This window comes from Streptomyces sp. NPDC041205, assembly GCF_055591765.1.
The window spans coordinates 47710-74508 of record NZ_JBVIZH010000002.1 but is presented as its reverse complement, the minus strand read 5'-3'; the positions used below and the strand labels follow the sequence as shown (position 1 = coordinate 74508).

The 26799-nt window shown below is 72.0% G+C and carries 21 protein-coding genes; 18 read left to right on the top strand and 3 right to left on the bottom strand.

Annotated features, from left to right (window positions below; translation table 11 throughout):
- The first annotated feature begins 93 nt into the window (after window positions 1–93).
- The 11 genes from ACZ6BG_RS07315 (at window position 94) to ACZ6BG_RS07265 (ending at window position 16042) form a co-directional block, all read left to right on the top strand.
- Complete coding sequence (locus tag ACZ6BG_RS07315) at window positions 94–1698, top strand: PucR family transcriptional regulator (RefSeq protein ID WP_468998153.1); 1605 nt, start codon at window positions 94–96, stop codon at window positions 1696–1698.
- Between the two features lie 294 nt (window positions 1699–1992).
- Complete coding sequence (locus tag ACZ6BG_RS07310; protein WP_468998151.1) at window positions 1993–3438, top strand: aldehyde dehydrogenase family protein; 1446 nt, start codon at window positions 1993–1995, stop codon at window positions 3436–3438.
- A gap of 188 nt (window positions 3439–3626) precedes the next feature.
- Window positions 3627–5576, top strand: coding sequence for an acyl-CoA dehydrogenase family protein (locus ACZ6BG_RS07305; protein ID WP_468998149.1), 1950 nt, complete (start codon window positions 3627–3629; stop codon window positions 5574–5576).
- A 220-nt stretch (window positions 5577–5796) separates the two neighbouring features.
- Window positions 5797–7092: a 1-deoxy-D-xylulose-5-phosphate reductoisomerase gene (gene dxr, locus ACZ6BG_RS07300; protein ID WP_468998146.1), complete on the top strand. Its 1296-nt coding sequence runs from the start codon at window positions 5797–5799 to the stop codon at window positions 7090–7092.
- Window positions 7089–8390: a M50 family metallopeptidase gene (locus ACZ6BG_RS07295; RefSeq protein WP_385710579.1), complete on the top strand. Its 1302-nt coding sequence runs from the start codon at window positions 7089–7091 to the stop codon at window positions 8388–8390. Before dxr ends, ACZ6BG_RS07295 begins: the two co-directional genes overlap by 4 nt.
- Before the next feature lie 237 nt (window positions 8391–8627).
- Window positions 8628–9782 (top strand): flavodoxin-dependent (E)-4-hydroxy-3-methylbut-2-enyl-diphosphate synthase, encoded by a 1155-nt coding sequence (gene ispG / locus ACZ6BG_RS07290; protein WP_468998143.1) that lies wholly within the window; start codon window positions 8628–8630, stop codon window positions 9780–9782.
- Between the two features lie 717 nt (window positions 9783–10499).
- Window positions 10500–10709, top strand: coding sequence for a hypothetical protein (locus ACZ6BG_RS07285; RefSeq protein WP_468998139.1), 210 nt, complete (start codon window positions 10500–10502; stop codon window positions 10707–10709).
- Entirely contained in the window at window positions 10706–12511 is a 1806-nt protein-coding gene (locus ACZ6BG_RS07280) for an alpha-L-fucosidase (protein ID WP_468998136.1), read from the top strand. Before ACZ6BG_RS07285 ends, ACZ6BG_RS07280 begins: the two co-directional genes overlap by 4 nt.
- A 117-nt stretch (window positions 12512–12628) precedes the next feature.
- Window positions 12629–13477: a GNAT family N-acetyltransferase gene (locus tag ACZ6BG_RS07275; protein WP_468451832.1), complete on the top strand. Its 849-nt coding sequence runs from the start codon at window positions 12629–12631 to the stop codon at window positions 13475–13477.
- A gap of 217 nt (window positions 13478–13694) precedes the next feature.
- Window positions 13695–14240 (top strand): GNAT family N-acetyltransferase, encoded by a 546-nt coding sequence (locus ACZ6BG_RS07270; RefSeq protein WP_468998133.1) that lies wholly within the window; start codon window positions 13695–13697, stop codon window positions 14238–14240.
- A 107-nt stretch (window positions 14241–14347) separates the two neighbouring features.
- Window positions 14348–16042, top strand: coding sequence for a proline--tRNA ligase (locus ACZ6BG_RS07265; RefSeq protein ID WP_468998132.1), 1695 nt, complete (start codon window positions 14348–14350; stop codon window positions 16040–16042).
- Window positions 16043–17054: 1012 nt separating this feature from the next.
- Here ACZ6BG_RS07265 and ACZ6BG_RS07260 read toward each other — a convergent pair.
- The 3 genes from ACZ6BG_RS07260 to ACZ6BG_RS07250 all read right to left on the bottom strand — a co-directional run bounded on the left by ACZ6BG_RS07260 (window position 17055) and on the right by ACZ6BG_RS07250 (window position 19155).
- Window positions 17055–17957 carry an aminoglycoside phosphotransferase family protein gene (locus tag ACZ6BG_RS07260; RefSeq protein ID WP_468998130.1) on the bottom strand — a complete coding sequence of 301 codons (903 nt, stop codon included), beginning with the start codon at window positions 17955–17957 and terminating at the stop codon, window positions 17055–17057.
- 164 nt (window positions 17958–18121) lie between these two features.
- A complete protein-coding gene (locus tag ACZ6BG_RS07255) occupies window positions 18122–18625 on the bottom strand; it encodes a ferritin-like domain-containing protein (protein WP_468998128.1) in 504 nt (167 codons plus the stop codon).
- Complete coding sequence (locus tag ACZ6BG_RS07250) at window positions 18622–19155, bottom strand: hypothetical protein (RefSeq protein WP_468998125.1); 534 nt, start codon at window positions 19153–19155, stop codon at window positions 18622–18624. The genes ACZ6BG_RS07255 and ACZ6BG_RS07250 overlap by 4 nt, the downstream gene beginning before the upstream one ends.
- A 291-nt stretch (window positions 19156–19446) precedes the next feature.
- Here ACZ6BG_RS07250 and rimP point away from each other — a divergent pair, with 291 nt between their 5' ends.
- The 7 genes from rimP to truB all read left to right on the top strand — a co-directional run bounded on the left by rimP (window position 19447) and on the right by truB (window position 26680).
- Window positions 19447–20001 carry a ribosome maturation factor RimP gene (gene rimP / locus ACZ6BG_RS07245; protein ID WP_468998122.1) on the top strand — a complete coding sequence of 185 codons (555 nt, stop codon included), beginning with the start codon at window positions 19447–19449 and terminating at the stop codon, window positions 19999–20001.
- 2 nt (window positions 20002–20003) lie between these two features.
- On the top strand, window positions 20004–21011 hold the full coding sequence (gene nusA, locus ACZ6BG_RS07240; RefSeq protein WP_468451824.1) for a transcription termination factor NusA: 1008 nt from the start codon (window positions 20004–20006) through the stop codon (window positions 21009–21011).
- 98 nt (window positions 21012–21109) lie between these two features.
- Window positions 21110–21409 carry a YlxR family protein gene (locus ACZ6BG_RS07235; protein ID WP_468998116.1) on the top strand — a complete coding sequence of 100 codons (300 nt, stop codon included), beginning with the start codon at window positions 21110–21112 and terminating at the stop codon, window positions 21407–21409.
- A gap of 145 nt (window positions 21410–21554) precedes the next feature.
- Window positions 21555–24674: a translation initiation factor IF-2 gene (infB, locus tag ACZ6BG_RS07230; protein WP_468998112.1), complete on the top strand. Its 3120-nt coding sequence runs from the start codon at window positions 21555–21557 to the stop codon at window positions 24672–24674.
- Window positions 24675–24944: 270 nt separating this feature from the next.
- Entirely contained in the window at window positions 24945–25241 is a 297-nt protein-coding gene (locus ACZ6BG_RS07225; RefSeq protein ID WP_385710607.1) for a DUF503 domain-containing protein, read from the top strand.
- A gap of 48 nt (window positions 25242–25289) precedes the next feature.
- Entirely contained in the window at window positions 25290–25775 is a 486-nt protein-coding gene (gene rbfA, locus ACZ6BG_RS07220; protein WP_468998110.1) for a 30S ribosome-binding factor RbfA, read from the top strand.
- On the top strand, window positions 25775–26680 hold the full coding sequence (truB, locus tag ACZ6BG_RS07215) for a tRNA pseudouridine(55) synthase TruB (RefSeq protein WP_468451814.1): 906 nt from the start codon (window positions 25775–25777) through the stop codon (window positions 26678–26680). Before rbfA ends, truB begins: the two co-directional genes overlap by 1 nt.
- Window positions 26681–26799 lie beyond the last annotated feature (119 nt).

The window sequence follows — 26799 nt, the reverse complement described above, 5'->3', positions numbered from 1 at the left end:
CTCCGCATCCGCCCGCAGCACCCGCCGCCCCCGCACCGCACCCGCCCGCGGTCCCGCCGACCGGACTCCGCCGCCGTACGACCTGAAGGTCCCATGCCGCCCACGCTCGCCTCGCTCGTCCACCACTCCGCGCTCAAGCTCACCGTGCGCGCGGGCGAGGACCGCCTGGACACCCCCGTGCGCTGGGCCCACGTCAGCGAGCTCGCCGACCCCGTGCCGTACATGGAGGGCGGCGAGCTGCTCCTGATCACCGCGCTCCAACTGGACGCGGAGGACCCGGAGACGATGCGGCGCTATGTGAAGCGGCTCGTCGGCGCGGGTGTCGTCGGGCTCGGCTTCGCGGTGGGCGTGAACTACCCCGACATCCCCGAGGCACTCGTCGAGGCCGCACGGGCGGAGGAGCTGCCGCTCATCGAGGTGCCGCGCCGCACCCCCTTCCTCGCCATCAGCAAGGCCGTCTCCGCCGCCATCGCCGCCGACCAGTACCGCGCCGTCACCGCGGGCTTCGCCGCCCAGCGCGAGCTGACCAAGATGGCCCTCGGCGACGGCGCGCAGGGGCTGCTCGGCGCGCTCGCCGGACAGGTCGACGGCTGGGCCGCGCTGTACGACGCCTCGGGCGCCGTCGTCGCCACCGCGCCCGAGTGGGCCGCCCGGCGCGCCGCCCGGCTCACCTCCGACGTCGAGCGGCTGCGGGAGCGGCCCGCGCCCGCCAGCCTCGTCGTGGCCGGGGCCGACGACCGGGTCGAGCTGCACACCCTCGGCACCGGGCGGCGGCCGCGGGCCGCGCTGGCCGTCGGCACGGCCTCCACCCTCGGGACCGCCGAACGGTACGCCGTGCACTCCGCCATCGCCCTCCTCACCCTCACCACCGAGCGGTCCCGCTCCCTCCAGGCCGCGGAGGCCAGGATCGGCTCCGCCGTGCTGCGGATGCTGCTCGCCGGGGAGCCGGATCACGCCCGCGCGGTCGCCGGTGATCTGTACGGCGGGCTGCTCGACGCGCCGTTCCGGCTGGTCGTCGCCGAGGCGGCCGGGCCCGCGGAGGCGGCGGGCGAGGGGGCCGGGGCGGCCGAGGGGGCCTGGTCGACGGAGCTGGTCGACGCCGTCGAGTCGGCTGCGGCGCGGTTCGGCGAGGCGCTGCTCGTCGTGCCCTACGGCGAGCGGCTCGTGCTCCTCGTCGCCGACGGCGGGGCGGCGCAGCTCGCCACCGTCGAGTACGCGGGGCTCGTTGACGCCGGCCGGGCCGAGGGGAGGGATCCCGCCGAGGAGCCCGGGCCGCTCATGGGGCTCTCGGCGCCCGCCGGGCCCATTGCCGCCGCGCCCGCCTACAAGCAGGCCGAGCAGGCGCTGTCCGTCGCCCGGCGGCGCGGGCGGTGTCTCGTGGAACACGAGGAGCTGGCCGCGGGGTCGGTGCTGCCGTTGCTCGCGGATGACGCGGTGCGGGCGTTCGCGGACGGGTTGCTGCGGGCGCTGCGCGAGCATGACGCCACCGGGCGGGGGGATCTGGTCGCCTCGCTGCGGGCGTGGTTGTCGCGGCACGGGCAGTGGGATGCCGCTGCCGCTGACCTCGGGGTGCATCGGCATACGCTGCGGTACCGCATGCGGCGGGTGGAGGAGATCCTCGGGCGCTCCCTGGACGACCCGGACGTCCGGATGGAGCTGTGGCTGTCCCTGAAGGCGACGTCGACGTCGGGCGAATGAGGCCCGGGCGCGGGGCGGTGCCCTCGCGGGGGCGCCCAGTCCCACCCCTTCTCCGAAACCGGGGGCTGCGCCCCCGGACCCCCGCTTGTCGCCGCGGAGCGGCGATCGGCGGGAAGGCGGGCGTGCCCGAACCTTCCGTCCGGCCCGGGCCCCGCCGAGCCGGCTCTGCCAGAACGGTGCGCCGAGGAACCCCACTACGCCGACTCGGACAACCCCCCGCAGAAACCTCCACCCCTACGGTGGACCCCGTACCCCCGAAGACGAACGAACCTCCGCGGAAGGGCCGGGATTCTCATGACTTCCATCCACGCCTTCTGGCTCGCCGGTCGCCAGACCACCGGTGAGACCACGCTCGACGTCACCTCGCCCTGGGACGGGCGCCTCGTCGGCAAGGCGGCCGTGCCCACCGACGCGCAGGTGGAGGAGGCCGTCGCGGCCGCCTACGCCGTGCGCGACGAGTTCGCCGCGACCCCGGCGCACGTCCGCGCCGCCGCCCTCGACCACGTGAGCCGCCGCCTCGTCGAGCGCACCGAGGAGATCGCGCAGCTGATCTCCGCCGAGAACGGCAAGCCGATCAAGTGGGCGCGCGGCGAGGTCGGCCGCGCCGTCTCCGTGTTCCGCTTCGCCGCCGAGGAGGCCCGCCGCTTCAACGGCGGCGAGGCCCAGCGTCTGGACACGGACGCCGGCGGCCAGGGCCGCCTCGCCTTCACCCGCCGCTTCTCCAAGGGCGTCGTCCTCGGTATCGCGCCGTTCAACTTCCCGCTGAACCTGTGCGCCCACAAGGTCGCCCCGGCCATCGCCGTCGGCACGCCGATCATCCTGAAGCCCGCCCCCGCGACCCCGCTGTCGGGCCTGCTGATCGGCGAGCTGCTCGCCGAGACCGAGCTGCCCGCGGGCTCGTGGTCGGTGCTTCCGGTCGCGAACGACAAGATGCCCGCGCTCGTGCAGGACGAGCGGCTTCCGGTCGTCTCCTTCACCGGCTCCGAGAAGGTCGGCTACGCGATCATGGACTCGGTGCCGCGCAAGCACTGCACCCTGGAGCTCGGCGGCAACGGCGCCGCGGTCGTCCTCGGCGACTTCTCCTCCGAGGCCGACCTGGACTGGGTCGCCGCGCGCGTCGCGACCTTCTCCAACTACCAGGGCGGCCAGTCCTGCATCTCCGTGCAGCGGGTGATCGCGGACGCATCGGTGTACGACCGGCTGCTCCCGAAGATCGTGAAGGCGGTCGAGGGCCAGGTCACCGGCGACCCGTCCGACCCGAAGACCGACGTCGGCCCGCTGGTCAACGAGGACGCGGCCAAGCGCGTGGAGTCCTGGGTCGACGAGGCCGTGCGGGCCGGCGCCCAGCTCCTGACCGGCGGCAAGCGCGACGGCGCCACGTACGCGCCGACCGTCCTCGTCGACGTACCGGCCGATGTCACGATCGCCTGCGAGGAGGTCTTCGGCCCCGTCATGACGGTGACGAAGGTCGACGGCGAGCAGGCCGCGTACGACGCCGTCAACGACTCCAAGTACGGCCTCCAGGCGGGCGTGTTCACCCACGACCTGCAGGCCGCCTTCCGCGCCCACCGCGCCCTGGAGGTCGGCGGCGTCGTCATCGGCGACGCGCCCTCCTACCGCGCGGACCAGATGCCCTACGGCGGTGTGAAGCAGTCCGGCGTCGGCCGCGAGGGCGTCCGCTTCGCCATGGACGACTACACGTACGAGCGCGTGATGGTCCTGACGGGCATCGAGCTGTAGGCACCCCTCCCGCCCGGAGAACGGCCGGAGCCCGCTGTGCGGGGGCTCCGGCCGTTCTGGCGCGTTCGCTGCGCGAGGGCTGGTGGGAATGCCGGGAATCGGGTACGAACGATCGAGTAGCACCGGTGAGTAACCATGATCCGGTTCTGTCCGGTCCAAGATCGGTCCCGACCCCGACTCGCGGCGAGGTGAGCCTCTTGTCCGCACCACACTCCACAGAGCCCAAGGTTTCCGAACGTGAGGCCAGGCAGGTCGCCGAGGCCGCCCGCGAGCAGGACTGGCGCAAGCCCAGCTTCGCCAAGGAACTGTTCCTGGGCCGTTTCCGGCTCGACCTGGTCCACCCGCACCCGCTGCCCACCGACGAGGCGGCCCAGCGCGGCGAGGAGTTCCTGGCCAAGCTGCGCGACTTCTGCGAGACGAAGATCGACTCGGCCCGCATCGAGCGCGAGGCGCTGATCCCGGACGAGGTGGTCAACGGCCTCAAGGAGCTCGGCGCGCTCGGCATGAAGATCGACACCAAGTACGGCGGGCTCGGCCTCACGCAGGTGTACTACAACAAGGCGCTCGCGCTCGTCGGTTCCGCCAACCCCGCGATCGGCGCGCTGCTCTCCGCCCATCAGTCGATCGGCGTACCGCAGCCCCTGAAGCTGTTCGGCACCCAGGAGCAGCGGGACGCGTTCCTGCCGCGCTGCGCCCGCACGGACATCTCCGCGTTCCTGCTCACCGAGCCGGACGTGGGCTCCGACCCGGCCCGTCTCGCCACCTCCGCCGTCCCCGACGGCGACGACTACGTCCTGGACGGCGTGAAGCTCTGGACCACCAACGGCGTGGTCGCCGACCTGCTCGTCGTGATGGCGCGGGTGCCCGAGTCCGAGGGCCACAAGGGCGGGATCACGGCCTTCGTCGTCGAGGCCGCGTCCGAAGGCGTCACCGTCGAGAACCGCAACGCGTTCATGGGCCTGCGCGGCCTGGAGAACGGCGTCACCCGCTTCCACCGGGTGCGCGTCCCCGCCGCCAACCGCATCGGCCCCGAGGGCGCGGGCCTGAAGATCGCCCTCACCACCCTCAACACCGGCCGCCTCTCGCTGCCCGCGATGTGCGTCGGCGCGGGCAAGTGGTGCCTGAAGATCGCCCGCGAGTGGTCGGCCGCGCGCGAACAGTGGGGCAAGCCCGTCGCGTACCACGAGGCCGTCGGCTCGAAGATCTCCTTCATCGCCGCGACCACCTTCGCCCTGGAGGCCGTCCTCGACCTGTCCTCGCAGATGGCCGACGAGGACCGCAACGACATCCGCATCGAGGCCGCCCTCGCCAAGCTGTACGGCTCCGAGATGGCCTGTCTGATGGCCGACGAGCTGGTGCAGATCCGCGGCGGCCGAGGCTTCGAGACCGCCGCGTCCCTCGCCGCGCGCGGCGAGCGGGCCGTGCCCGCCGAGCAGATCCTGCGCGACCTGCGCATCAACCGCATCTTCGAGGGCTCCACGGAGATCATGCACCTGCTGATCGCCCGCGAGGCCGTCGACGCCCATCTGAAGGTCGCGGGGGATCTGATCGACCCCGAGAAGACCCTCTCCGACAAGGCCCGCGCCGGGGCCGCGGCCGGCGTCTTCTACGCCCGCTGGCTGCCCAAGCTCGTCGCCGGGCCCGGTCAACTCCCGCGTACGTACGCCGACTTCCACCCGGCCGGGCACGCGGACCTCGCGGCCCATCTGCGGTACGTCGAGCGCTCGGCCCGCAAGCTGGCCCGCTCCACGTTCTACGCCATGTCCCGCTGGCAGGGCCGGATGGAGACCAAGCAGGGCTTCCTCGGCCGGATCGTCGACATCGGCGCGGAGCTGTTCGCGATGAGCGCGGCCTGCGTGCGCGCCGAACTCCTGCGCACCACCGAGGCCCACGGCCGTGAGGCCTACCAGCTCGCCGATGCCTTCTGCCGCCAGTCCCGCATCCGCGTCGACGAACTCTTCGGCCGTCTGTGGACCAACACCGACGACCTGGACCGCCGGGTGGTCAAGGGCGTCCTCTCGGGTACGTACACCTGGCTGGAGCAGGGCGTCATCGACCCCAGCGGGGACGGCCCGTGGATCGCGGACGCGACGCCGGGCGCGAGCACACGGGAGAACGTCCACCGCCCCATCCGCTGAGACGCCCCAGGCCCAAACGCCGGAGGGGCTGGAAGATGTGCCGGTGAGTTTCAGCCCGTCCGGCGTTTGAGGACGAGGCGCGGAGCGCCGATAGCTGGGGTCCAGGGGGCGGCAGCCCCCGGTTTCGGAGAAGGGGCGGGACCGGGGCGCCCCCGCGAGGGCGCGGCGCGAGCCGAGAGGCGCTGTCGGATCCCGGCCCCGCTACGGCCACAATGGGGGCATGAGCGAAAGCCCTGCCCCCCTCGCCGACCCGCACCTCGTCTTCGACCCCGTCGGGACCGAAGAACCGCGGGACATCGTCATCCTCGGCTCCACGGGTTCGATCGGCACCCAGGCCATCGACCTGGTGCTGCGCAACCCCGGCCGCTTCCGCGTCACGGCCCTGTCCGCCGCGGGCGGCCGCGTCGCGCTCCTCGCCGAGCAGGCCAGGAAGCTGCGCGTGCGGACCGTCGCGGTCGCCCGCGAGGACGTCGTACCGGCACTGCGCGAGGCACTGCGCGAGGAGTACGGCGCCGGAGAGCCGCTGCCCGAGATCGTCGCGGGCCCGGACGCGGCCACGCAGCTCGCCGCGACCGACTCGGCCCACTGCCACACGGTCCTCAACGGCATCACCGGCTCCATCGGCCTCGCCCCCACCCTCGCCGCCCTGGAGGCGGGCCACACGCTCGCGCTGGCCAACAAGGAGTCGCTGATCGTCGGCGGCCCCCTGGTCAAGGCGCTCGCCAAGCCCGGCCAGATCATCCCGGTCGACTCCGAGCACGCCGCGCTGTTCCAGGGGCTCGCCGCGGGCACCCGCGCCGACGTCCGCAAGCTCGTCGTGACCGCGTCCGGCGGGCCCTTCCGGGGCCGGAGCAAGGCCGATCTGGCGCACGTCACCCCCGAGGAGGCGCTCGCGCACCCCACGTGGGCCATGGGCCCGGTCATCACCGTGAACTCCGCGACGCTGGTCAACAAGGGCCTTGAGGTCATCGAGGCGCACCTCCTGTACGACATCCCCTTCGACCGCATCGAGGTCGTCGTGCACCCCCAGTCGTACGTGCACTCCATGGTCGAGTACGTCGACGGCTCGACGATCGTGCAGGCGACGCCGCCCGACATGGGCGGCCCCATCGCGATCGGGCTCGGCTGGCCCGAGCGGGTCCCGGACGCGGCCCCCGCCTTCGACTGGTCCAAGGCCTCGACCTGGGAGTTCTTCCCGCTCGACACCGAGGCGTTCCCGTCGGTCGGGCTCGCCCGGCACGTCGGGGAGCTCGCGGGCACGGCCCCGGCGGTGTTCAATGCCGCCAACGAGGAGTGCGTGGACGCCTTCCTGGCGGGCGCGCTGCCCTTCAACGGCATCATGGAGACCGTGACCCAGGTCGTCGCCGAACACGGCACACCGCGCGCGGGAACCTCGCTTACCGTGGCGGACGTCCTCGAAGCGGAGACCTGGGCGCGCGCCCGGGCCCGTGAACTGACGGCCACGACCACCTCGTCGACGACGGGGAACCAGACGACCGCGGAGGCTCGTGCATGACGACCTTGATGATGATCCTCGGCATAGTCGTCTTCGTGATCGGGCTGCTGTTCTCGATCGCCTGGCACGAGCTGGGCCACCTGTCGACCGCGAAGATGTTCGGCATCCGGGTGCCCCAGTACATGGTCGGCTTCGGCCCGACGCTGTTCTCGCGCAAGAAGGGCGACACCGAGTACGGCATCAAGGCCATCCCGCTCGGCGGCTACATCCGCATGATCGGCATGTTCCCGCCGGGACCGGACGGGAAGATAGAGGCACGCTCCACCTCGCCCTGGCGCGGCATGATCGAGGACGCCCGCTCCGCGGCCTTCGAGGAGCTCAAGCCGGGCGACGAGAGCCGCCTGTTCTACACGCGCAAGCCCTGGAAGCGCGTGATCGTGATGTTCGCCGGGCCTTTCATGAACCTCATCCTGGCCGTCGTGATCTTCCTCGGCGTGATGATGACCTTCGGCATCAGTACGCAGACGACGTCGGTCGGCAAGGTCTCCGACTGCGTCATCGAGGCCAGCCAGAACCGCAACACCTGCGCGAAGGGCGACAAGCCCGCCCCCGCCAAGGCCGCGGGCCTCAAGGCCGGTGACAAGATCGTCGCCTTCCAGGGCAAGGACGTGGGCGACTGGTCCGCGCTCCAGTCGAAGATCCGCGAGACCGTCGGCCCCGCGACGCTCACCGTCGAGCGCGACGGCAAGCGCCTCGACCTGCACGCCAACCTGATCAAGAACCAGGTCAGCAAGACCGACGGCGACGGCGGCTACGTCGAGGGCAAGTACGTCTACGCCGGGTTCCTCGGCTTCACGCCCGCCTCCGGCATCGTCCAGCAGTCCTTCGGCCAGTCCGTGGACCGCATGGGCAACATGATGGAGAACGGCGTCGAGTCCATCGTGGCGCTGCCCTCGAAGATCCCCGACCTGTGGGACGCGGCCTTCGGCGACGGCGACCGCAAGCAGGACTCGCCCATGGGCGTCGTCGGCGCGGCCCGCGTCGGCGGTGAGGTGTTCACCCTGGACATCCCGCCGGAGAACCAGATCGCGATGATGCTGTTCCTGCTCGCCGGGTTCAACCTGTCGCTGTTCCTGTTCAACATGCTGCCGCTGCTGCCGCTGGACGGCGGGCACATCGCGGGTGCACTGTGGGAGTCGCTGCGCCGCAACGTGGCGAAGGTGTTCCGGCGGCCGGACCCCGGCCCCTTCGACGTGGCGAAGCTGATGCCCGTCGCCTACGTCGTCGCAGGGATCTTCATCTGCTTCACCATTCTGGTGCTCATCGCGGATGTGGTTAACCCGGTGAGAATTTCCTAGACACGTGATGTTTGCGGCGGTCGGGCACCATGTGTGGCCGGCCGCCGCTGTGTGTGCGAGGCCGCCCGCCAATGGGTGGACATCGGGGCGGGATGTGCTCGAGCCCTGCGGGGTGCCGTAACCTCGAACCCGCGAATGAGCGATGTAGCAGCGAAGCCGCGATCGGGTGGCGACGCCGCGAAGACCGGTGCCCGCCGAACTCGGGACCTTGATCCACACCTTGGGGATGCACGCCAGATGACTGCCGTTTCTCTCGGAATCCCGTCCGTACCGACCAAGCTCGCCGACCGCCGGGTCAGCCGCAAGATCCAGGTCGGTTCGGTGGCTGTCGGCGGGGACGCGCCGGTGTCGGTGCAGTCGATGACGACGACGCGTACGTCGGACATCGGGGCGACGTTGCAGCAGATCGCCGAGCTGACGGCGTCCGGGTGCCAGATCGTACGGGTGGCGTGCCCCACGCAGGACGACGCCGACGCGCTCGCGACGATCGCTCGCAAGTCGCAGATCCCCGTGATCGCCGACATCCACTTCCAGCCGAAGTACGTGTTCGCGGCGATCGACGCCGGGTGTGCGGCGGTGCGCGTGAACCCCGGCAACATCAAGCAGTTCGACGACAAGGTCAAGGAGATCGCGCGGGCCGCGGGCGACGCGGGCACCCCGATCCGCATCGGCGTCAACGCGGGATCCCTGGACGCCCGCCTCCTGAAGAAGTACGGCAAGGCGACGCCCGAGGCGCTGGTCGAGTCGGCGCTGTGGGAGGCGTCCCTCTTCGAGGAGCACGGCTTCCGGGACATCAAGATCTCGGTCAAGCACAACGACCCCGTCGTCATGGTCAACGCCTACCGTCAGCTCGCCGCCGCCTGCGACTACCCCCTGCACCTCGGTGTGACCGAGGCCGGGCCCGCCTTCCAGGGCACGATCAAGTCGGCCGTCGCCTTCGGCGCGCTGCTCTCCGAGGGCATCGGCGACACGATCCGCGTCTCCCTCTCCGCGCCCCCCGCGGAGGAGGTCAAGGTCGGCATGCAGATCCTGGAGTCCCTGAACCTCAAGCAGCGCCGCCTGGAGATCGTGTCCTGCCCGTCCTGCGGGCGCGCCCAGGTCGACGTCTACAAGCTCGCCGAAGAGGTCACCGCGGGCTTGGACGGCATGGAGGTCCCGCTCCGCGTCGCCGTCATGGGCTGCGTCGTGAACGGCCCCGGCGAGGCCCGCGAGGCCGACCTCGGTGTCGCCTCCGGCAACGGCAAGGGCCAGATCTTCGTCAAGGGCGAGGTCATCAAGACCGTCCCCGAGTCCAAGATCGTCGAGACCCTCATCGAAGAGGCCCTCAAGATCGCCGAACAGATGGAGAAGGACGGCGTGATGTCGGGCGAGCCCGAGGTCTCGGTCAGCTAGTTCTGGCCCCTGGGCCTTGTGCGGGGTGCCCTGCCGGGCGGGTGGCCCGGGCACGTCGGCGGCTGACCCGCCGTGGGGGTGCCCGCCGCTGGCGCGGCGGGATTTCGCCCGCCCACCCGTGGCTGTGGGACGTGCGGCCGGGGGCGAGTGTGGTGCCCCGGGGCCGGTGGCTCGGGTGGGTTGTGTGGCCCGGGGCCTGCGGGTGATTTGGCGGCTGTCCGGCTGTGGTGGTGATGCCGATGGCACGCCGGTTTTCCCGCTCGCCCGTGACGTCTCCACCGGGTCTGACGGCTCCTGGGCGGGGCTGCATCGGCTTTTCCTGAGGTTCCCCGGACCCCACGGCCCCTGGCCGCCGGCCCCCACAGCTCCCTGGCCGGGAGCCGCCGCGGGTTTCCAGGGGTTCCCCCGGGTCCAACCTTCACGGGTGGGCGGGTGGGAGGAAGTCGCCGCGCAGCGGCGGCACAGTTGCCGCACGGTGCCCGGCCAAGCGCGCGGACGCGGGCAGGACTCCCCGGGCCGGGGGAGCGCGGGACCTGGACCCGGCCGCCGAGGTCGAGGGCGGGTCCGACGCCCTCCCTGTTGAACTGCACGTTCGCGGTTCCACCAGTGCACCGTCTTGACAGCTCCGATGTATGGCAGGACCTTGTTCGGGCACCTGGATCGAGGAAGCGCTACCTCGCGGCGGCCTCGTCCCTGCCGATGTCCGAGGGAGCCCCCGTGTTCCGTAAGACTCGCAAGGTTGGGCCACCTCAGAGCCATGGCCTGCGGCCTGCCTTCACCGTCAAGGCGTCCGGCTCCGCCGTCTTCGACTGCCGCGTCCCTGACGGTGATTCATCCGATGACCAGAGCGTCAAGGAGATCGAAGGCGCCCCCCAGCTCACGCTCCGCAAGGTCTTCGTCAACGGAACCGAGGTCCACCACCCATGACACCCGCCACGAAGCGCCGCACCCGCACCAGATCCCTGCCCCTGTGGGCCGCCGTCCTCGCCCTCCTCGGCGGACTGCTCCTCGCCGGCACCGGCACCTCCACGGCGCAGCCCCACAAGCCCGCCCCCGACCCGCCCCGCCAGTCCACGCTCAGAAACGCCACCGCCGGGCTGTTCCTGCACTGGGGCATGTTCACCAGCCCCAAGCACTACGACTGCCGGGCCTGGGAGAAGGCCGTCACCGACGGCGGCTGGACGCCCGACTACTGGGTCGACGAGGCCAAGAAGCTCGACGCGAGCTACATCGTCCTCGCCACCTTCCACTCCCGCCTCGGCTACGCCCGCCCCTGGCCCTCGGACATCCCCGGCACCTGCTCCACCGAGCGCGACTTCCTCGGCGAACTGATCGAGGCGGGCGAGGCCAAGGGCGTCAAGACGATCCTCTACATGACCGACGACCCCAAGTGGCACGACGAGCAGGGCGTCGAGACCCTCGACTCGGCCGCCTACTCCGCCCACAAGGGCCGCGACATCGACCTCACCCAGCGCCCTGGCTTCGGCGAGTTCAGCTACGACAACTTCTTCGAAGTCATGGACAACTACCCCGAGCTGTCCGGCTTCTGGATCGACAACGACAACGAGTACTGGGAGCAGCACAAGCTCTACGAGCGGATCCGCGAGCAGCGCCCCGACATGACGCTGAGCAACAACAACGAGGACACCGCGGCCATGGACATGGTGTCCCACGAGCAGAAGACCGGCATGACCCCGGCCTACGACCAGCCCTCGGCGATCTGGACGCCCATGCCGCGCCTGACCGAGTCCTGCTACAAGGTGCCGAGCACCGGCGCCTGGTGGTACGACGGCCAGGACCGCCCGGTCGACACCGGCCTCAACGTCGGCCGCTACGTGGCCAATTCGGGCACGTCCATCAAGTCCCTCATGGACCTCCAGGCCATGGTCGACGGGAGATTCCCGCCCCAGCAGCAGAAGTTCACCGACTTCATGAAGGACTACCTGCCGCCCGTCCGGGAGTCCCTGCACGGCGTCGACGGCGGCGGCTACCTGCACGGCGGCATGCAGCCGGGCACGTGGAACGACGGCGCGTACGGCTACGTCACCCTCAGCCGCGCCAGGCCCACCACGCAGTACGTCCACGTCACCACCCGCCCCACCACCGGCGACCGGATCCGCCTGCGCGACAACGGCCACCGCGTCAAACGCGTCACCGACCTGCGCACCGGCGAGACGCTGCCGTTCGCCCAGAGCGACGGCCGCCTCACCATCCGGTCGATCGAGGACTGGGACGCGTACGACACCGTCTTCAAGGTCGAGACCGAACGCGGCCGCGAGGGCTACTACCCCACCGGCTCCGTCAAGGCCGACGACCCCGCCCTGACCGACGGCGACTTCACCACGTACTCGGACAACAAGGGCACCCTCCCCGTCTCCGTCACGCTCGACCTCGGCCAGCGGAAGAAGGCCGCGTTCCTCGGCATCAACCAGCGCGAGTGGTCACCCACCCACAACCGCTCGACCTTCGGCAGGCCGGAGGACTCCGCCCGCATCAAGGACTACACCGTGTCCGTCAGCGACGACGGCAGACGGTGGAAGCAGATCAAGACGGGCGTCCTGGAGAGCGCCCGCGGCATCCGCTTCATCGACCTCGGCGACGGCGTCCGGACCCGGCTGCTCAGGCTCGACATCAGCACCACCTGGGCCGCGGCCACCGCCCCCAACTTCCACCGCCAGCTCAAGATCGACGAGATCCAGGTCGGCCACGGCCACGTGCGGCGCCGCTGACCGCGCAGGTCGCCGCCCGGCCGCCGGGCGGCGACCTGCGCGGTAACCGGGCGGCGTCGCGGAACCTCGCCAGGTACAGTGCGGAGATCAGCAGACCGTATGGTGAGGCCCCCGCACGTGTTGACCCAGACCACCACCAGGGTCCTCGATCCGAGTGACCTGGACGCCGCGCTCGCCGTGCTCGACCGCGAGCCGGTCGCGAACGCCTTCGTCACGGCCCGGGTGCGCGTCGCGGGCCTCGACCCGTGGCGCCTCGGCGGCGAGATGTGGGGCTGGTACGAGGACGGCATGCTGGAGTCCCTGTGCTACGCGGGCGCCAACCTCGTCCCGATCTGCGCCACCCCGCGCGCCGTCCGCGGCTTCGCCGACCGCGCCCGCAGGGCCGGACGCCGCTGCTCCTCCATCGTCGGCCCCGCCGAGCCCACCGCCCGCCTGTGGCGCCTGCTCGAACCGTCCTGGGGACCCGCCCGCGAGGTCCGCTCCCAGCAGCCCCTGATGGTCACCGACCGGCTGCCCGACGACATCACGCCCGATCCGTACGTCCGCCGCGTCCGCAAGGACGAGATGGAGACGATCATGCCGGCGTGCGTGGCGATGTTCACCGAGGAGGTCGGCATCTCCCCGCTCGCAGGCGACGGCGGCCTGCTCTACCAGGCCCGGGTCGCCGAACTCGTCGGCTCAGGCCGCTCCTTCGCCCGCATCGACGCCGACGGCCGCGTCGTCTTCAAGGCCGAGATCGGCGCCGCCACGGACCGCGCCTGCCAGGTGCAGGGCGTCTGGGTCGCGCCCGAGTACCGGGGGCAGGGGCTCGCCGCCCCCGGCATGGCGGCCGTCCTGAAGTACGCCCTCGCGGACGTCTCCCCGGTCGTCAGCCTCTACGTCAACGACTTCAACACGGCCGCACGGGCGACCTACCGGCGGGTGGGGTTCAAGGAAGTCGGGGCGTTCATGAGCGTGCTTTTCTGAGCTGTTCCGAGCTGTTCCGAGCTGTTCCGAGCTGTTCCGAGCTGTTCCGAGCTGTTCTGAGCTGTTCTGGGCCCGCGACGCCGCCGATCGCACGGCGGCTCCCGGGAGCCCGACCGCCCTCTCGGCCACCCCCGCGCACGTCTTGATCCAGTCGCTCGCGCCCGGCCGCCGCGCCCGCTCCGTACTGCCACGACGTGCCGCGAAGTAGGGTTCGCGCATGACTGACGACGTCGTGATCGGGCCGGTCGACCTGGCCGCGCGGGTGGACGACGCACTGCGCGTGCAGGCCGTCGCCTTCGGGCTCAGCGACGACGAGATCGCGGTGCGCCGCCAGATCGTCCTGCGGCACCTCACCCACCCCGGCGCCCGGGCGCTCGGCGCGACCACCCGCGACGGACGGCTCGTCGGCTTCGTCTACGGCATGCCCAACGACCGCGCGCACTGGTGGTCCACCGTCGTCGAGCCCTATCTGCGCGGCTGGGGCCTCGAGGGCTGGCTCGACGACTCCTTCGTGATCACCGAGCTGCACGTGCGCCCCGGCTACCAGAACCGCGGCCTCGGCCGCGCCCTCATCACCACCATCACCGACGCCGCCGCCGAACCCCGCTCCATCCTCTCCGCCATCGACACCGAGAGCCCCGCCCGCGCCCTGTACCGCTCCCTCGGCTACACCGACCTGGCCCGCAACGTGCTCTTCCCGAGCGCCCCCAAGCCGTACGCCGTGATGGGCGCGCCACTGCCGCTCCGGCGCCCCGGCGGCTGAATCGATTTCCGCGTGCGCGCGTGCCCCGGCTAACCTGCGGCCATCACCCGCCCCCAAGCTCTCGGCTTCGCTCGAGCAGGGGGACCCCTTTGCAGCAGGAGATCACCATGGCCCAGGTCCAGCGCATGTCCCGTTTGATGGTCAAGACACTGCGCGACGACCCGGCGGACGCGGAGACGCTCAACCACAAGCTGCTCGTGCGCGCCGGATACGTTCGCAGGACCGCCGCGGGCATCTGGACCTGGCTGCCGCTCGGCAAGAAGGTCTACGAGAATGTAGCCCGCGTCGTCCGCGAGGAGATGGACGCCATCGGTGGCCAGGAGGTCCTGCTCCCCGCCCTGCTGCCCAAGGAGCCCTACGAGGCCAGCGGGCGCTACGAGGAGTACGGCGACCTGCTGTTCCGCCTCAAGGACCGCAAGGGCTCCGAGTACCTCCTCGGCCCCACCCACGAGGAGATCTTCACCCAGGTCGTCAAGGACCAGTGCTCGTCCTACAAGGACCTGCCGGTGATCCTCTACCAGATCCAGACCAAGTACCGCGACGAGGCCCGTCCGCGCGCGGGCGTCCTGCGCGGCCGCGAGTTCCAGATGAAGGACTCGTACTCCTTCGACACCTCCGACGAGGGCCTCGCCGAGGCGTACGCGCTGCACCGCGCCGCCTACCAGCGCATCTTCGAGCGCCTCGGCCTGGACTACCGCATCGTGTCCGCTGTGTCCGGCGCCATGGGCGGCTCCGCCTCCGAGGAGTTCCTGGCCCCGGCCCCCGCAGGTGAGGACACCTTCGTCGACTGCCCCGAGTGCGACTACGCGGCCAACACCGAGGCCGTCACCTTCGCCCTCAAGCCGGTGTCCACCGACGGCCACCCCGCCGTCGAGGAACTCGACACCCCCGACACCCCCACCATCGAGACCCTCGCCGAGCACCTGGGCGTCCCGGCCTCCGCCACCCTCAAGAACCTCCTCGTCAAGGTCGACGGCGAGATCGTCGCCGTCGGCGTGCCCGGCGACCGCGAGGTCGACCTCGGCAAGCTCGGCGAGCACCTCGCGCCCGCCGAGGTCGAGCTCGTCACCGCCGAGGACTTCGAGGGCCGCGACGACCTCGTCCGCGGCTACGTCGGCCCCCAGGGCCTGGAGAAGGTCCGCTACATCGCCGACCCCCGCGTCGCGCCCGGCACCTCCTGGATCACCGGCGCCAACAAGGCCGACACGCACGCCCGCAACGTCGTCTGCGGCCGTGACTTCGAGGTCGACGACTACCTGGACGTCGTCGTGGTCGAGGCCGGCGACCCCTGCCCCGCCTGCGGCGCCGGTCTGAAGCTCGACCGCGCGATCGAGATCGGTCACATCTTCCAGCTCGGCCGCAAGTACGCCGACACCTTCCAGCTCGACGTCCTCGGCCAGAACGGCAAGCCCGTCCGCGTCACCATGGGCTCCTACGGCATCGGCGTCTCCCGCGCCGTCGCCGCGCTCGTCGAGCAGACCGCCGACGAGCAGGGCCTGTGCTGGTCCAAGGAGATCGCCCCGGCCGACGTCCACATCGTCGCCGCCGGCAAGGCCGTCCAGACCGAGCTGGCCCTCGACGTCGCCGAGCAGCTGAACGCCGCGGGCGTACGCGTCCTCGTCGACGACCGCGCCGGCGTCTCGCCCGGCGTCAAGTTCACCGACGCCGAGCTCATCGGCGTCCCCACGATCCTGGTCGCCGGCCGCAGGTCCGCCGACGGCGTGGTCGAGCTGAAGGACCGCCGGACGGGGGAGCGGGAGGAACTGTCGGTCGCCGACGCGATCGCTCGCCTCACGGCGTAAGGGGACGGGGGCTCCCGGCACCGGGGCTCGCCACACCCGCCTCTTCCGGTGGGCCGGGCCCCCAGATCTCGGGTGGTCCGGACACCCACGTCCTGGGGTGGCGCGGACACCCAGGCCCTGGGGTAGGGCCGGGCACCTACTTCCTGGGGTGGGCCGGGCATCTATGCCCTCGGGTGGACCGGGCCCGCGCCCTCGGGTGGGCTGGCCCCGCGCCCTCGGGTGGGCTGGCCCCACGTCCGCAGGTGGCCTGGGCCCATGTCCTCGGGCGGGCCGGTGCACCGCCGATCGCGCTCCGCGCTCGTCCTCAAACGCCGGACGGGCTGGTTCTCCCCGCCCACCCGCCCCATCCCGCCCGGAGGGCGCCGGAGCGACGGCTGGGACGGGCCTGCGCCGATCGCGCTCCGCGCTCGTCCTCAAGCGCCGGACGGGCTGGTTCTCCCCGCCCACCCACCCCATCCCGCCCGGAGGGCGCCGGAGCGACGGCTGGGACGGGCCTGCGCCGATCGCGCTCCGCGCTCGTCCTCAAGCGCCGGACGGGCTGGATTGCCAGTCCGCCCGGTCGATCCGATGAGCTGGGATTCCCCGCCCGCCCCACTCCACCGGGGTGGGCTGAGGGGGGGCGGGTTGAAGCTTTGGCGCGCCGGTGAGCACTCAGCCCGTCCGGCGATTGAGGACGAGGCCGGAGGCCGATCGGCGGGAGCGTGGCCGACCTGCCGGTGACGTCTGCCGGTCCTTTGGAGCCCGTCCGGCGTTTGAGGACGAGGCGCGAAGCGTCGATACGGCGGAGGCCTGTCCCGCCCACCCGGGACTCCCCACTCCTCCAGCCCGTCCGGCGCTTGAGGGCGAGGCCGAAGGGTGATTCGGCGAGGTTTGTCCCACGCGCCCGGGACTCCCACTCCTCCACCCCGTCCGGCGTTTGAGGACGAGGCGCGGAGCGCCGATCAGCGGGGGGGCCGGGGGCGCGGCCCCCGGTTTCGGGAAGGGGCGGGGTTGGGGAGAGCCCCCGGCAGGGCTACACCCACCCCGCGAACTCCAGCAGCAACTCCGCGTCCTGCTCCCGCCCCACGCGAAGTGCCCGCACACCGGACTCGACAGCCCGGAACAACGTCCACCCCCGCAACCGCTCGGCATCGACGTCCAACGACTCGGCGAGCCGCTTCACACGCCGCCGCGTAACCGCCGCCCCCGACGGCGAAGCGATCAGATCCTCCACCCGGTCCCGCACAAGCCGAGCCAGGTCGAACGCGGCCTCCCCGACGACCGGATCGGGCCCCACGGCCAGCCACGGCACCCGCTCGGCAGCGAGCACCTTGCTCTGCCGGAAGGTCCCGTGCAGCAGCAGCCCGCCCCCCTCCGAGGGCACGGAGCCGAGCAGTTCGTCGCGCGCGGCGAGAGCGGCGGCGACGAGCGGCCGGGCGTCCGGATCGGGGCAGGCGGCCATCGCCTCGGCCTGCCGTCCCGTCCGCTCGGCGACGGTCTCGAACCGGTGCCCGGCGGGCGGCGCCACCCACAGCCGCCGCAAGGTCCCGGCCGCCTCCAGCATGGACTTGGCCTCGGGCAGGGACCGTACGGACACGTCCCGCTGCAGCCGTTCGACGAGCAGCGCCCCGTCGGCGGCGTCGAGCAGCCGCGCGGCCCCCATCCCGCCCCAGTGGGCGAGCGCAGCCCGCTCGCTGTCGGGCCGCGATCGGGGCGGCACCAGCTTGAGCACGGCGGGCGTACCCTCGCGAGTCTGGACGAGTACGACGAGGCTGCTGCGGCCACCGGGCACCTGCACCCGCTCCACGGTCAGCCCGTGCCGTGCGACGGCCTCCTCGGCGAGTTCGGGCAGGCGGTGCAGCCAGTTGTCGGTGGCGGCGTCGCGCGTCGCCTCACCGAGCGCACGGACGAGGCGCGGCGGCGGTTCGAAAGCCATGCGCGAGGTGTTCCCTTCCCGGTCGCCCGAAGGCGTTCGTGTTCCGACTGCCCGAGGGCGGACGTACGTGGTGGCGCGCTCACGCCGAACGCGAGCTCACACCGACGGCGCACTCACGCCGCCAGCGTGCTCACGCCCGAGACCCGCTCACCCCGACAGCGCCCTCACGCCCCCGGTGACGCGCCCCCAGCGCCGTCCCCCGACGCCCCGGACCGTTCCGCGAGCCCAGGGAAGGCTACGCTCCCGCCGCGCCAGCGTGCCGCCCGCACCGCCGCCTCCCGGAGGGACTCGGCCGCGGTGCCGCGCCGGGCGCTCTCGGCCGCCCGGACCAGGTCGGAGTAGACCGCGGCGACCCGCTCCTCCAACTCGGCCGCGAGGCGTACGGCGGCTGCCGAGTCGGGGACCGGGAACGGCAGGGCGTACGCGGCGGCGGAGGGCTCGGGGTCGGCGCCGAGGCCGCGTACCGTCCGCCGGAGTTCGTCACGGCGTGCGCGATGCGCGTCGTACGCCGTGCGCGCCTCCGCCCGCCGCTCGTCGCCGATGCGACCGCCCACGACGCCGTAGCCGTACACGGCCGCGTGCTCGGCCCGCAGGGCCGCCTGCAGGGCCTTCAGCTCGGGCTCTCTGCCCGCTTTTCTGTCCGCGTCCGCGCGGCTCTCTCGGCTCACTTGTCGTCCTCCGTCAGCAGGTACGCGTGCGCGGCGCCCGCCGCCGCGACCGACGCGAGCAGCCGGGCCAGTTCGGCGGGCGCGTCCAGGAGTTGCTTGCCGCGCCGCCGGGACAGTTCCCGCTCCGCGGAGGCCAGGAACCGCAGGGCGTCCCGCTCGCCGTCGGGGACGGACACCGGGGCGGGGGCGGAAGCCTTGGGGGCCTTGGGGGACTTGGCGGGCGCGGGCTCGGGGTCCGCGTCGAACGCCTTCTCGTGCCGCGCCACCTCCGCCCGCAGCGGCCGCAGCCGCCCCGCCAGGGGAGCGTGCGCCGCGAGCACGGCGTCGTACTGCCGCAGCAGCCCGGCGCTGTCCCGCGCCGCACGCGCGCGCAGCCGGTCGTCGGCGGACGGGCGTCCGTCGCCGGGGGAGTCGCCGGAGCCGGAGCACCCGGCGAGCAGCGTGGTGCCGGCCGCGGCGGCGGCCCCGGTCAGCAGGCTCCTTCGGCGCGGGCCCGGGCGGGTCCACGAAGGGGTGAGATACGACGGCACGGCAGACGTCCTCGGAAAGGTTGGCCGCTAGGGCAGGGAGGGCGGGGGTGAGGGTGGGGCGGGCAGGAGCGCGGGGTGTGTGCGGGGGAGGGCGGTGCCCTCGGGTGACGGCAGGGGCGGGCGCGGGCCCGGTGATCACCGTACCTGCGCCCTGTCCTCGTACGCGCGATCGGCTCGTACCGGGGTGTGCGGAGCCCCGGCGGTGGACGGCAACACCCTCCGCGACCGGATACCCTTTGACCTGACACGCGACGATCCCACAACAGCACACGCGGCCGAGGAGTCACCCGGATGAGCACCACCCAGAGCGAGAGGCTGCGAGAACTGCTGGAACCGCTCGTCAGCTCGAAGGACCTGGATCTCGAAGAGATCGAAGTGGCCTCGGTCGGACGCAAGCGGGTGCTGCGAGTCGTCGTCGACTCCGACGACGGCGTGGATCTGGACCGCATCGCCGAGCTGAGCCGCGAGTTCTCCGCGAAGCTCGACGAGTCGGACGCGATGGGCGACGGCGAGTACACGCTCGAGGTCGGCTCCCCGGGCGCCGAGCGCCCCCTGAAGGAACAGCGCCACTACGTACGCGCCATCGGACGCCTCGCGAAGTTCCAGCTCACCGAGGGTGGCGAGCTGACCGCGCGGATCCTGAAGGTCGACGACGAGGGCGTGGACCTCGAAGTGCCCGGAGTCAAGGGCCGCAAGCCCACCGCCCGCAGGCTCGCCTTCGCGGAGATCGCCAAGGCGCGCGTCGAGGTGGAGTTCAACCGCAAGTCCGCAGACGGCGCAGACGGCGCTGTCGGCGGCAGCGACAACGACGACGAGAAGAACGTGAAGGAAGAGGAGGAGGCGTAGCCGTGGACATCGACATGAGTGCCCTGCGAGGTCTGGTGCGGGAGAAGGAGATCTCCTTCGACCTGCTGGTCGAGGCGATCGAGTCGGCCCTCCTCATCGCCTACCACCGCACCGAGGGAAGCCGCCGCCACGCGCGCGTGAAGCTCGACCGTGACAGCGGTCACGTGACGGTCTGGGCGAAGGAGGACCCCGAAGACCTCGAGGAGGGTCAGGAGCCCCGCGAGTTCGACGACACCCCGTCCGATTTCGGCCGCATCGCCGCCACCACCGCCAAGCAGGTCATCCTGCAGCGGCTGCGCGACGCGGAGGACGACGCGACCCTCGGCGAGTACGCGGGCCGCGAGGGCGACATCGTCACCGGTGTCGTCCAGCAGGGCCGCGACCCGAAGAACGTCCTTGTCGACATCGGCAAGCTGGAGGCCATCCTGCCGGTGCAGGAGCAGGTGCCGGGCGAGGAGTACCGGCACGGCATGCGCCTGCGCAGCTACGTGGTGCGGGTCGCCAAGGGCGTGCGCGGCCCGTCCGTGACGCTGTCGCGCACCCACCCGAACCTGGTCAAGAAGCTGTTCGCGCTCGAGGTCCCGGAGATCGCCGACGGGTCCGTGGAGATCGCCGCCATCGCGCGCGAGGCCGGGCACCGCACCAAGATCGCGGTCCGCTCGACCCGCTCGGGCCTGAACGCCAAGGGCGCCTGCATCGGCCCCATGGGCAGCCGGGTGCGCAATGTCATGGCCGAGCTCAACGGCGAGAAGATCGACATCGTGGACTGGTCGGACGACCCGGGCGACATGGTGGCGCACGCGCTGTCCCCGGCCCGCGTCAGCAAGGTCGAGATCGTCGATCTGGCCGGCCGCTCCGCCCGCGTGACGGTGCCGGACTACCAGCTCTCGCTGGCGATCGGCAAGGAGGGCCAGAACGCCCGCCTCGCCGCCCGCCTCACCGGCTGGCGCATCGACATCCGGCCGGACACCGAGCTGCCCGAGCACGCGGCGCGGGACTCCGAGGGCTGATCACCCCGGGTTCCCGGGTTTGCCGAACTGATCAAGACAACATCCGTTCGATTCTTGCCCCAAAGGGGTGAGGTCGGTGCGGGGAGGTAGACTTAAGCGTGTCTGGCCGGACGCATGCCCGAGCATGCCCTGAGCGCACCTGTGTGGGGTGCCGGGAGCGAGCGGCCAAGAGTGAGCTGCTGCGCATCGTGGCGATCGAGGGCGTTTGCGTCCCCGATCCAAGCGGTACGCTGCCCGGCCGGGGTGCGTATGTACACCCCGCCCTGGTCTGTTTCGAGCTGGCGCTCCGCCGCCGGGCGTTCCCGCGGGCCTTCCGGGCCCAGGGACCGCTCGACACCGCGGAACTGCGCCGGAATGTCGAGACAGCCGAGACCGTTGCCCAGCAGGCAACACCGTAAGAAGCGCCGCGCGGATCCCCGTGCGGCCCTGGTACCTCGCGAGTTGGAAGTAGGTCGAGATTGCGATGAGCACTCGATGAGTACGCGATGAGTACGCCCATGAAGTAGCGACGGTCCGGCGTAACCCGGACCTAAAAGGAGCGAAGTGGCTAAGGTCCGGGTATACGAACTCGCCAAGGAGTTCGGCGTGGAGAGCAAGGTCGTCATGGCCAAGCTCCAAGAACTCGGTGAATTCGTACGTTCGGCGTCCTCGACGATCGAGGCGCCCGTAGTACGCAAACTGACTGACGCATTGCAGCAGGGTGGCGGCAACGGCAAGTCCGCCGCCAAGCCCGGCGCGCCCCGCAAGGCGGCCGCCCCCAAGCCGGCGACCCCGTCGGCACCCTCTCCCGCGCAGGCCGCCAAGCCGGCCGCGCCCAAGCCGCCGGCGCCCAAGCCGGCCGCTGCCGACAAGCCCGCCGCGGCGCCCGCTCCGGGCCCCCGCCCGGGTCCGGTCGCGCCCAAGCCCGTGACGCCGAAGCCCGCTCCGGCGGCTCCGGCTCCGGCCGCGCCCGAGTTCACCGCGCCGCCGGCCGCTCCGGCGGCCCCGGCTCCGGCTGCCTCCTCGGGGTCCTCGGCCCCGGCGGGCCCGCGTCCCGGCGCCCGTCCCGGCGCCCCGAAGCCCGGTGGCCGTCCGGCCCCCGGCCAGGGCCAGGGCCAGGGTCAGGGCCAGCGCGGCGGCGACCGCGGCGACCGTCAGGGTGCCCCGCGCCCCGGCGGCCAGGGTGGCGCCCCGCGTCCGGGCGGCCGTCCGGCCGGTCCGCGCCCGGGCAACAACCCCTTCACCTCTGGCGGCTCCACCGGCATGGCGCGCCCGCAGGCGCCCCGTCCGGGCGGCGCCCCGCGCCCCGGCGGCCAGGGTGCCCCCGGCGGCCCGCGCCCGCAGGGCCAGGGCCAGGGCGGCGGCCAGGGTGGTCCCCGTCCGCAGGGTCAGGGCGGCGCTCGTCCGTCCCCGGCCGGAATGCCGCGCCCGCAGGCGCCGCGTCCGGGCGGAGCCCCCGGCGGAAACCGTCCGAACCCGGGCATGATGCCGCAGCGTCCCGCCGCGGGCCCGCGTCCCGGTGGTGGCCCCGGCGGTGGCCGTGGTCCCGGTGGCGGCGGTCGTCCCGGTGGCGGCGGCGGTGGCCGTCCCGGCTTCGCCGGTCGTCCCGGTGGTCCGGGCGGTGGCGGCGGTGGCTTCGCCGGTCGTCCGGGTGGTCCCGGTGGCGGCGGCGGTGCCGGTCGTCCCGGTGGTGGCGGCGGCTTCGGCGGTCGTCCCGGCTTCGGTGGCCGTCCCGGTGGTCCGGGTGGCCGTGGTGGCACGCAGGGCGCCTTCGGCCGTCCCGGCGGTCCCGCGCGTCGCGGTCGCAAGTCGAAGCGGCAGAGGCGCCAGGAGTACGAGGCCATGCAGGCCCCGTCGGTCGGCGGCGTGATGCTGCCGCGCGGCAACGGCGAGACCGTTCGCCTGTCGCGTGGTGCCTCCCTCACCGACTTCGCCGAGAAGATCAACGCCAACCCGGCGTCGCTCGTCGCGGTGATGATGAACCTCGGCGAGATGGTCACGGCCACGCAGTCCGTCTCCGACGAGACGCTGCAGCTCCTCGGCGACGAGATGAACTACACCGTTCAGATCGTCAGCCCCGAGGAGGAGGACCGCGAGCTGCTCGAGTCGTTCTCCATCGAGTTCGGCGAGGACGAGGGCGGCGAAGAGGCGCTCATGTCCCGCCCGCCGGTCGTGACCGTCATGGGTCACGTCGACCACGGTAAGACCCGACTGCTCGACGCCATCCGCAAGACGAACGTCATCGCGGGCGAGGCCGGCGGCATCACGCAGCACATCGGTGCGTACCAGGTCGCCACCGAGGTCAACGGCGAGGACCGCGCGATCACCTTCATCGACACCCCGGGTCACGAGGCGTTCACCGCCATGCGTGCCCGTGGTGCCAAGTCGACCGACATCGCGATCCTCGTGGTGGCGGCCAACGACGGTGTGATGCCCCAGACGATCGAGGCGCTGAACCACGCCAAGGCGGCCGACGTGCCGATCGTGGTCGCGGTCAACAAGATCGACGTCGAGGGCGCGGACCCGACCAAGGTGCGCGGTCAGCTCACCGAGTTCGGTCTGGTGGCCGAGGAGTACGGCGGCGACACCATGTTCGTCGACATCTCCGCCAAGCAGGGCCTCAACATCGACTCCCTGCTCGAGGCCGTCGTCCTCACCGCCGACGCCTCGCTCGACCTGCGGGCCAACCCGGAGCAGGACGCGCAGGGCATCGCGATCGAGGCGCACCTGGACAAGGGCCGCGGCGCCGTCGCGACCGTCCTGGTCCAGCGCGGCACGCTGCGCGTCGGTGACACGATGGTCGCCGGCGACGCGTACGGCCGAGTCCGCGCGATGCTCGACGACAAGGGCGAGACCGTGGAAGAGGCGGGTCCCTCGACCCCGGTCCTCGTCCTGGGCCTCACCAACGTCCCGGGCGCGGGCGACAACTTCCTGGTCGTCGACGAGGACCGTACGGCCCGTCAGATCGCCGAGAAGCGCGCCGCCCGCGAGCGCAACGCCGCGTTCGCCAAGCGCGTCCGCCGTGTCTCGCTCGAGGACCTGGACAAGGTGCTCAAGGCCGGCGAGATCCAGCAGCTCAACCTCATCATCAAGGGTGACGCTTCTGGTTCCGTCGAGGCCCTGGAGTCCTCCCTGCTCCAGCTGGACGTCGGCGAGGAGGTCGACATCCGCGTGCTGCACCGCGGCGTGGGTGCGGTCACCGAGTCGGACATCGACCTGGCCATGGGCTCCGACGCCATCGTCATCGGCTTCAACGTCCGCGCGGCAGGCCGTGCCGCGCAGATGGCGGAGCGCGAGGGCGTCGACGTCCGCTACTACTCGGTGATCTACCAGGCCATCGAGGAGATCGAGGCGGCCCTCAAGGGCATGCTCAAGCCGGAGTACGAAGAGGTCGAGCTCGGCACGGCGGAGATCCGCGAGGTCTTCCGCTCGTCCAAGCTGGGCAACATCGCGGGTGTTCTCATCCGCTCCGGCGAGGTCAAGCGCAACACCAAGGCCCGACTGCTTCGCGACGGCAAGGTCATCGCGGAGAGCCTCAACATCGAGGGCCTGCGTCGCTTCAAGGACGACGTCACCGAGATCCGCGAAGGGTTCGAGGGCGGTATCAACCTCGGCAACTTCAACGACATCAAGGTCGATGACGTCATCGCGACGTACGAGATGCGCGAGAAGCCGCGGGCTTAGCGGTTGTGGACGGGGGTTGCCCGGGGAGTTTTCCCCGGGCAACCCCCGCCCCTTTTATGGGGGCTGCGCCCCCGTTCCCCCCGCTTTTCGGCGCTTCGCGCCTCGTCCTCAAACGCCGGACGGGCTATGGACAGCCCCTCCGGCGTTTCAGGAGCGGGGTCTGGGGCGAAACTCCGTCGAGCCGGACCCGCCCCGCGTTGTACGGTTCTGGTGACCCTGCCAACCGTGCGCGGGGCGCGATCCCGCACCGGCGGGTTATCCGGGACACATATGTATGTGGGGACTCTGTCCTTCGACCTGCTCCTCGGCGACGTACATTCGTTGAAGGAGAAGCGCTCCCTCGTTCGCCCGATCGTGGCGGAACTCCAGCGGAAGTACGCGGTGAGCGCGGCGGAGGTCGGCCACCAGGACCTGCACCGCAGGAGCGAGATCGGCCTGGCGCTGGTCTCGGGGGACGCGGGGCACATCACGGACGTACTGGACCGGTGCGAACGGCTCGTCGCCGCCCGGCCCGAAGTGGAGCTGTTGTCCGTACGGCGGCGCTTCCACGGTGACGACGACGCTTGAACGATCTGAACGACCAGCGACGAGCACAGCACAGAAGGAGACGGAGCAGTGGCCGACAACGCGCGGGCGAAGAGGCTGGCGGACCTCATCCGAGAGGTGGTGGCCCAGAAGCTGCAGCGCGGGATCAAGGACCCGCGGCTCGGCACGCATGTCACCATCACGGACACCCGGGTCACCGGTGACCTGCGGGAGGCGACCGTCTTCTACACGGTCTACGGGGACGACGAGGAGCGCGCGGCCGCGGCCGCGGGCCTGGAGAGCGCCAAGGGCGTGCTCCGCTCCGAGGTCGGCCGGGCGGCGGGCGTGAAGTTCACGCCGACGCTGACCTTCGTGGCGGACGCCCTCCCGGACAACGCCCGGGCCATCGAGGACCTCCTCGACCGGGCGCGCGCCTCGGACGCGAAGGTCCGTGAGGCCTCCGCGGGAGCCGAGTTCGCGGGCGGCGCCGACCCGTACCGCAAGCCCGAGGACGAAGACGACGTCGACGCCGACGCCGCGGGCGGCACCGCCGACAAGGACGGCGACGCCTCGTAATGACCAAGCGCAGCACCACGCCGGACGGCCTTGTCATCGTCGACAAGCCGTCCGGCTTCACTTCGCACGACGTGGTCGCCAAGATGCGGGGCATCGCGAAGACCCGCCGCGTCGGGCACGCCGGCACCCTCGACCCGATGGCGACGGGTGTCCTGGTGCTCGGCGTCGAGCGGGCCACGAAGCTCCTCGGCCACCTGGCGCTCACCGAGAAGGAGTATCTCGGCACGATCCGCCTCGGCCAGGCCACCGTCACGGACGACGCGGAGGGCGAGATCACCTCGTCCGCGGACGCCTCCGGCGTCAAGCGCGACGCCGTCGACGCGGGCATCGCCAAGCTGTCCGGCGCCATCATGCAGGTCCCGTCGAAGGTCAGCGCCATCAAGATCGACGGCAAGCGGTCGTACGCGCGCGCCCGCCAGGGCGAGGACTTCGAGATCCCGGCCCGGCCGGTCACGGTCTCCTCCTTCCAGGTGTACGACATCCGGGACGCGGTCGCCGAAGACGGCACCCCCGTCCTGGACCTGGTCGTGTCCGTCGTCTGCTCCTCCGGTACGTACATCCGCGCCCTCGCCCGTGACCTCGGCGCCGACCTGGGCGTCGGCGGCCACCTCACGGCGCTGCGCCGCACCCGTGTCGGGCCGTACAAGCTGGACTCGGCCAAGACCCTCGACCAGCTCCAGGAGGAGCTGACGGTGATGCCGGTCGCCGACGCGGCCACCGCGGCGTTCCCCCGCTGGGACGTCGACGAGAAGCGGGCGCGGCTGCTCGCCAACGGCGTGCGGATCGACATGCCGGACGAGTACGCGGGCGCCGGGCCCGTCGCCGTCTTCGGGCCCGAGGGCCGGTTCCTGGTGCTCGCGGAGGAGTCCAAGGGCAAGGCGAAGAGTCTCGCCGTCTTCTCCTGACCCGCACTCAGTTCGCCTGTGCGGTGCGGGAGTTGGCGCTCCCGTGGCGGCCTCTTCGGCGGCCCGCGCGGCGTGGGACTTGTTGTGGAGCGGCGGACGGTGGTCCGCCGCTCCACAGG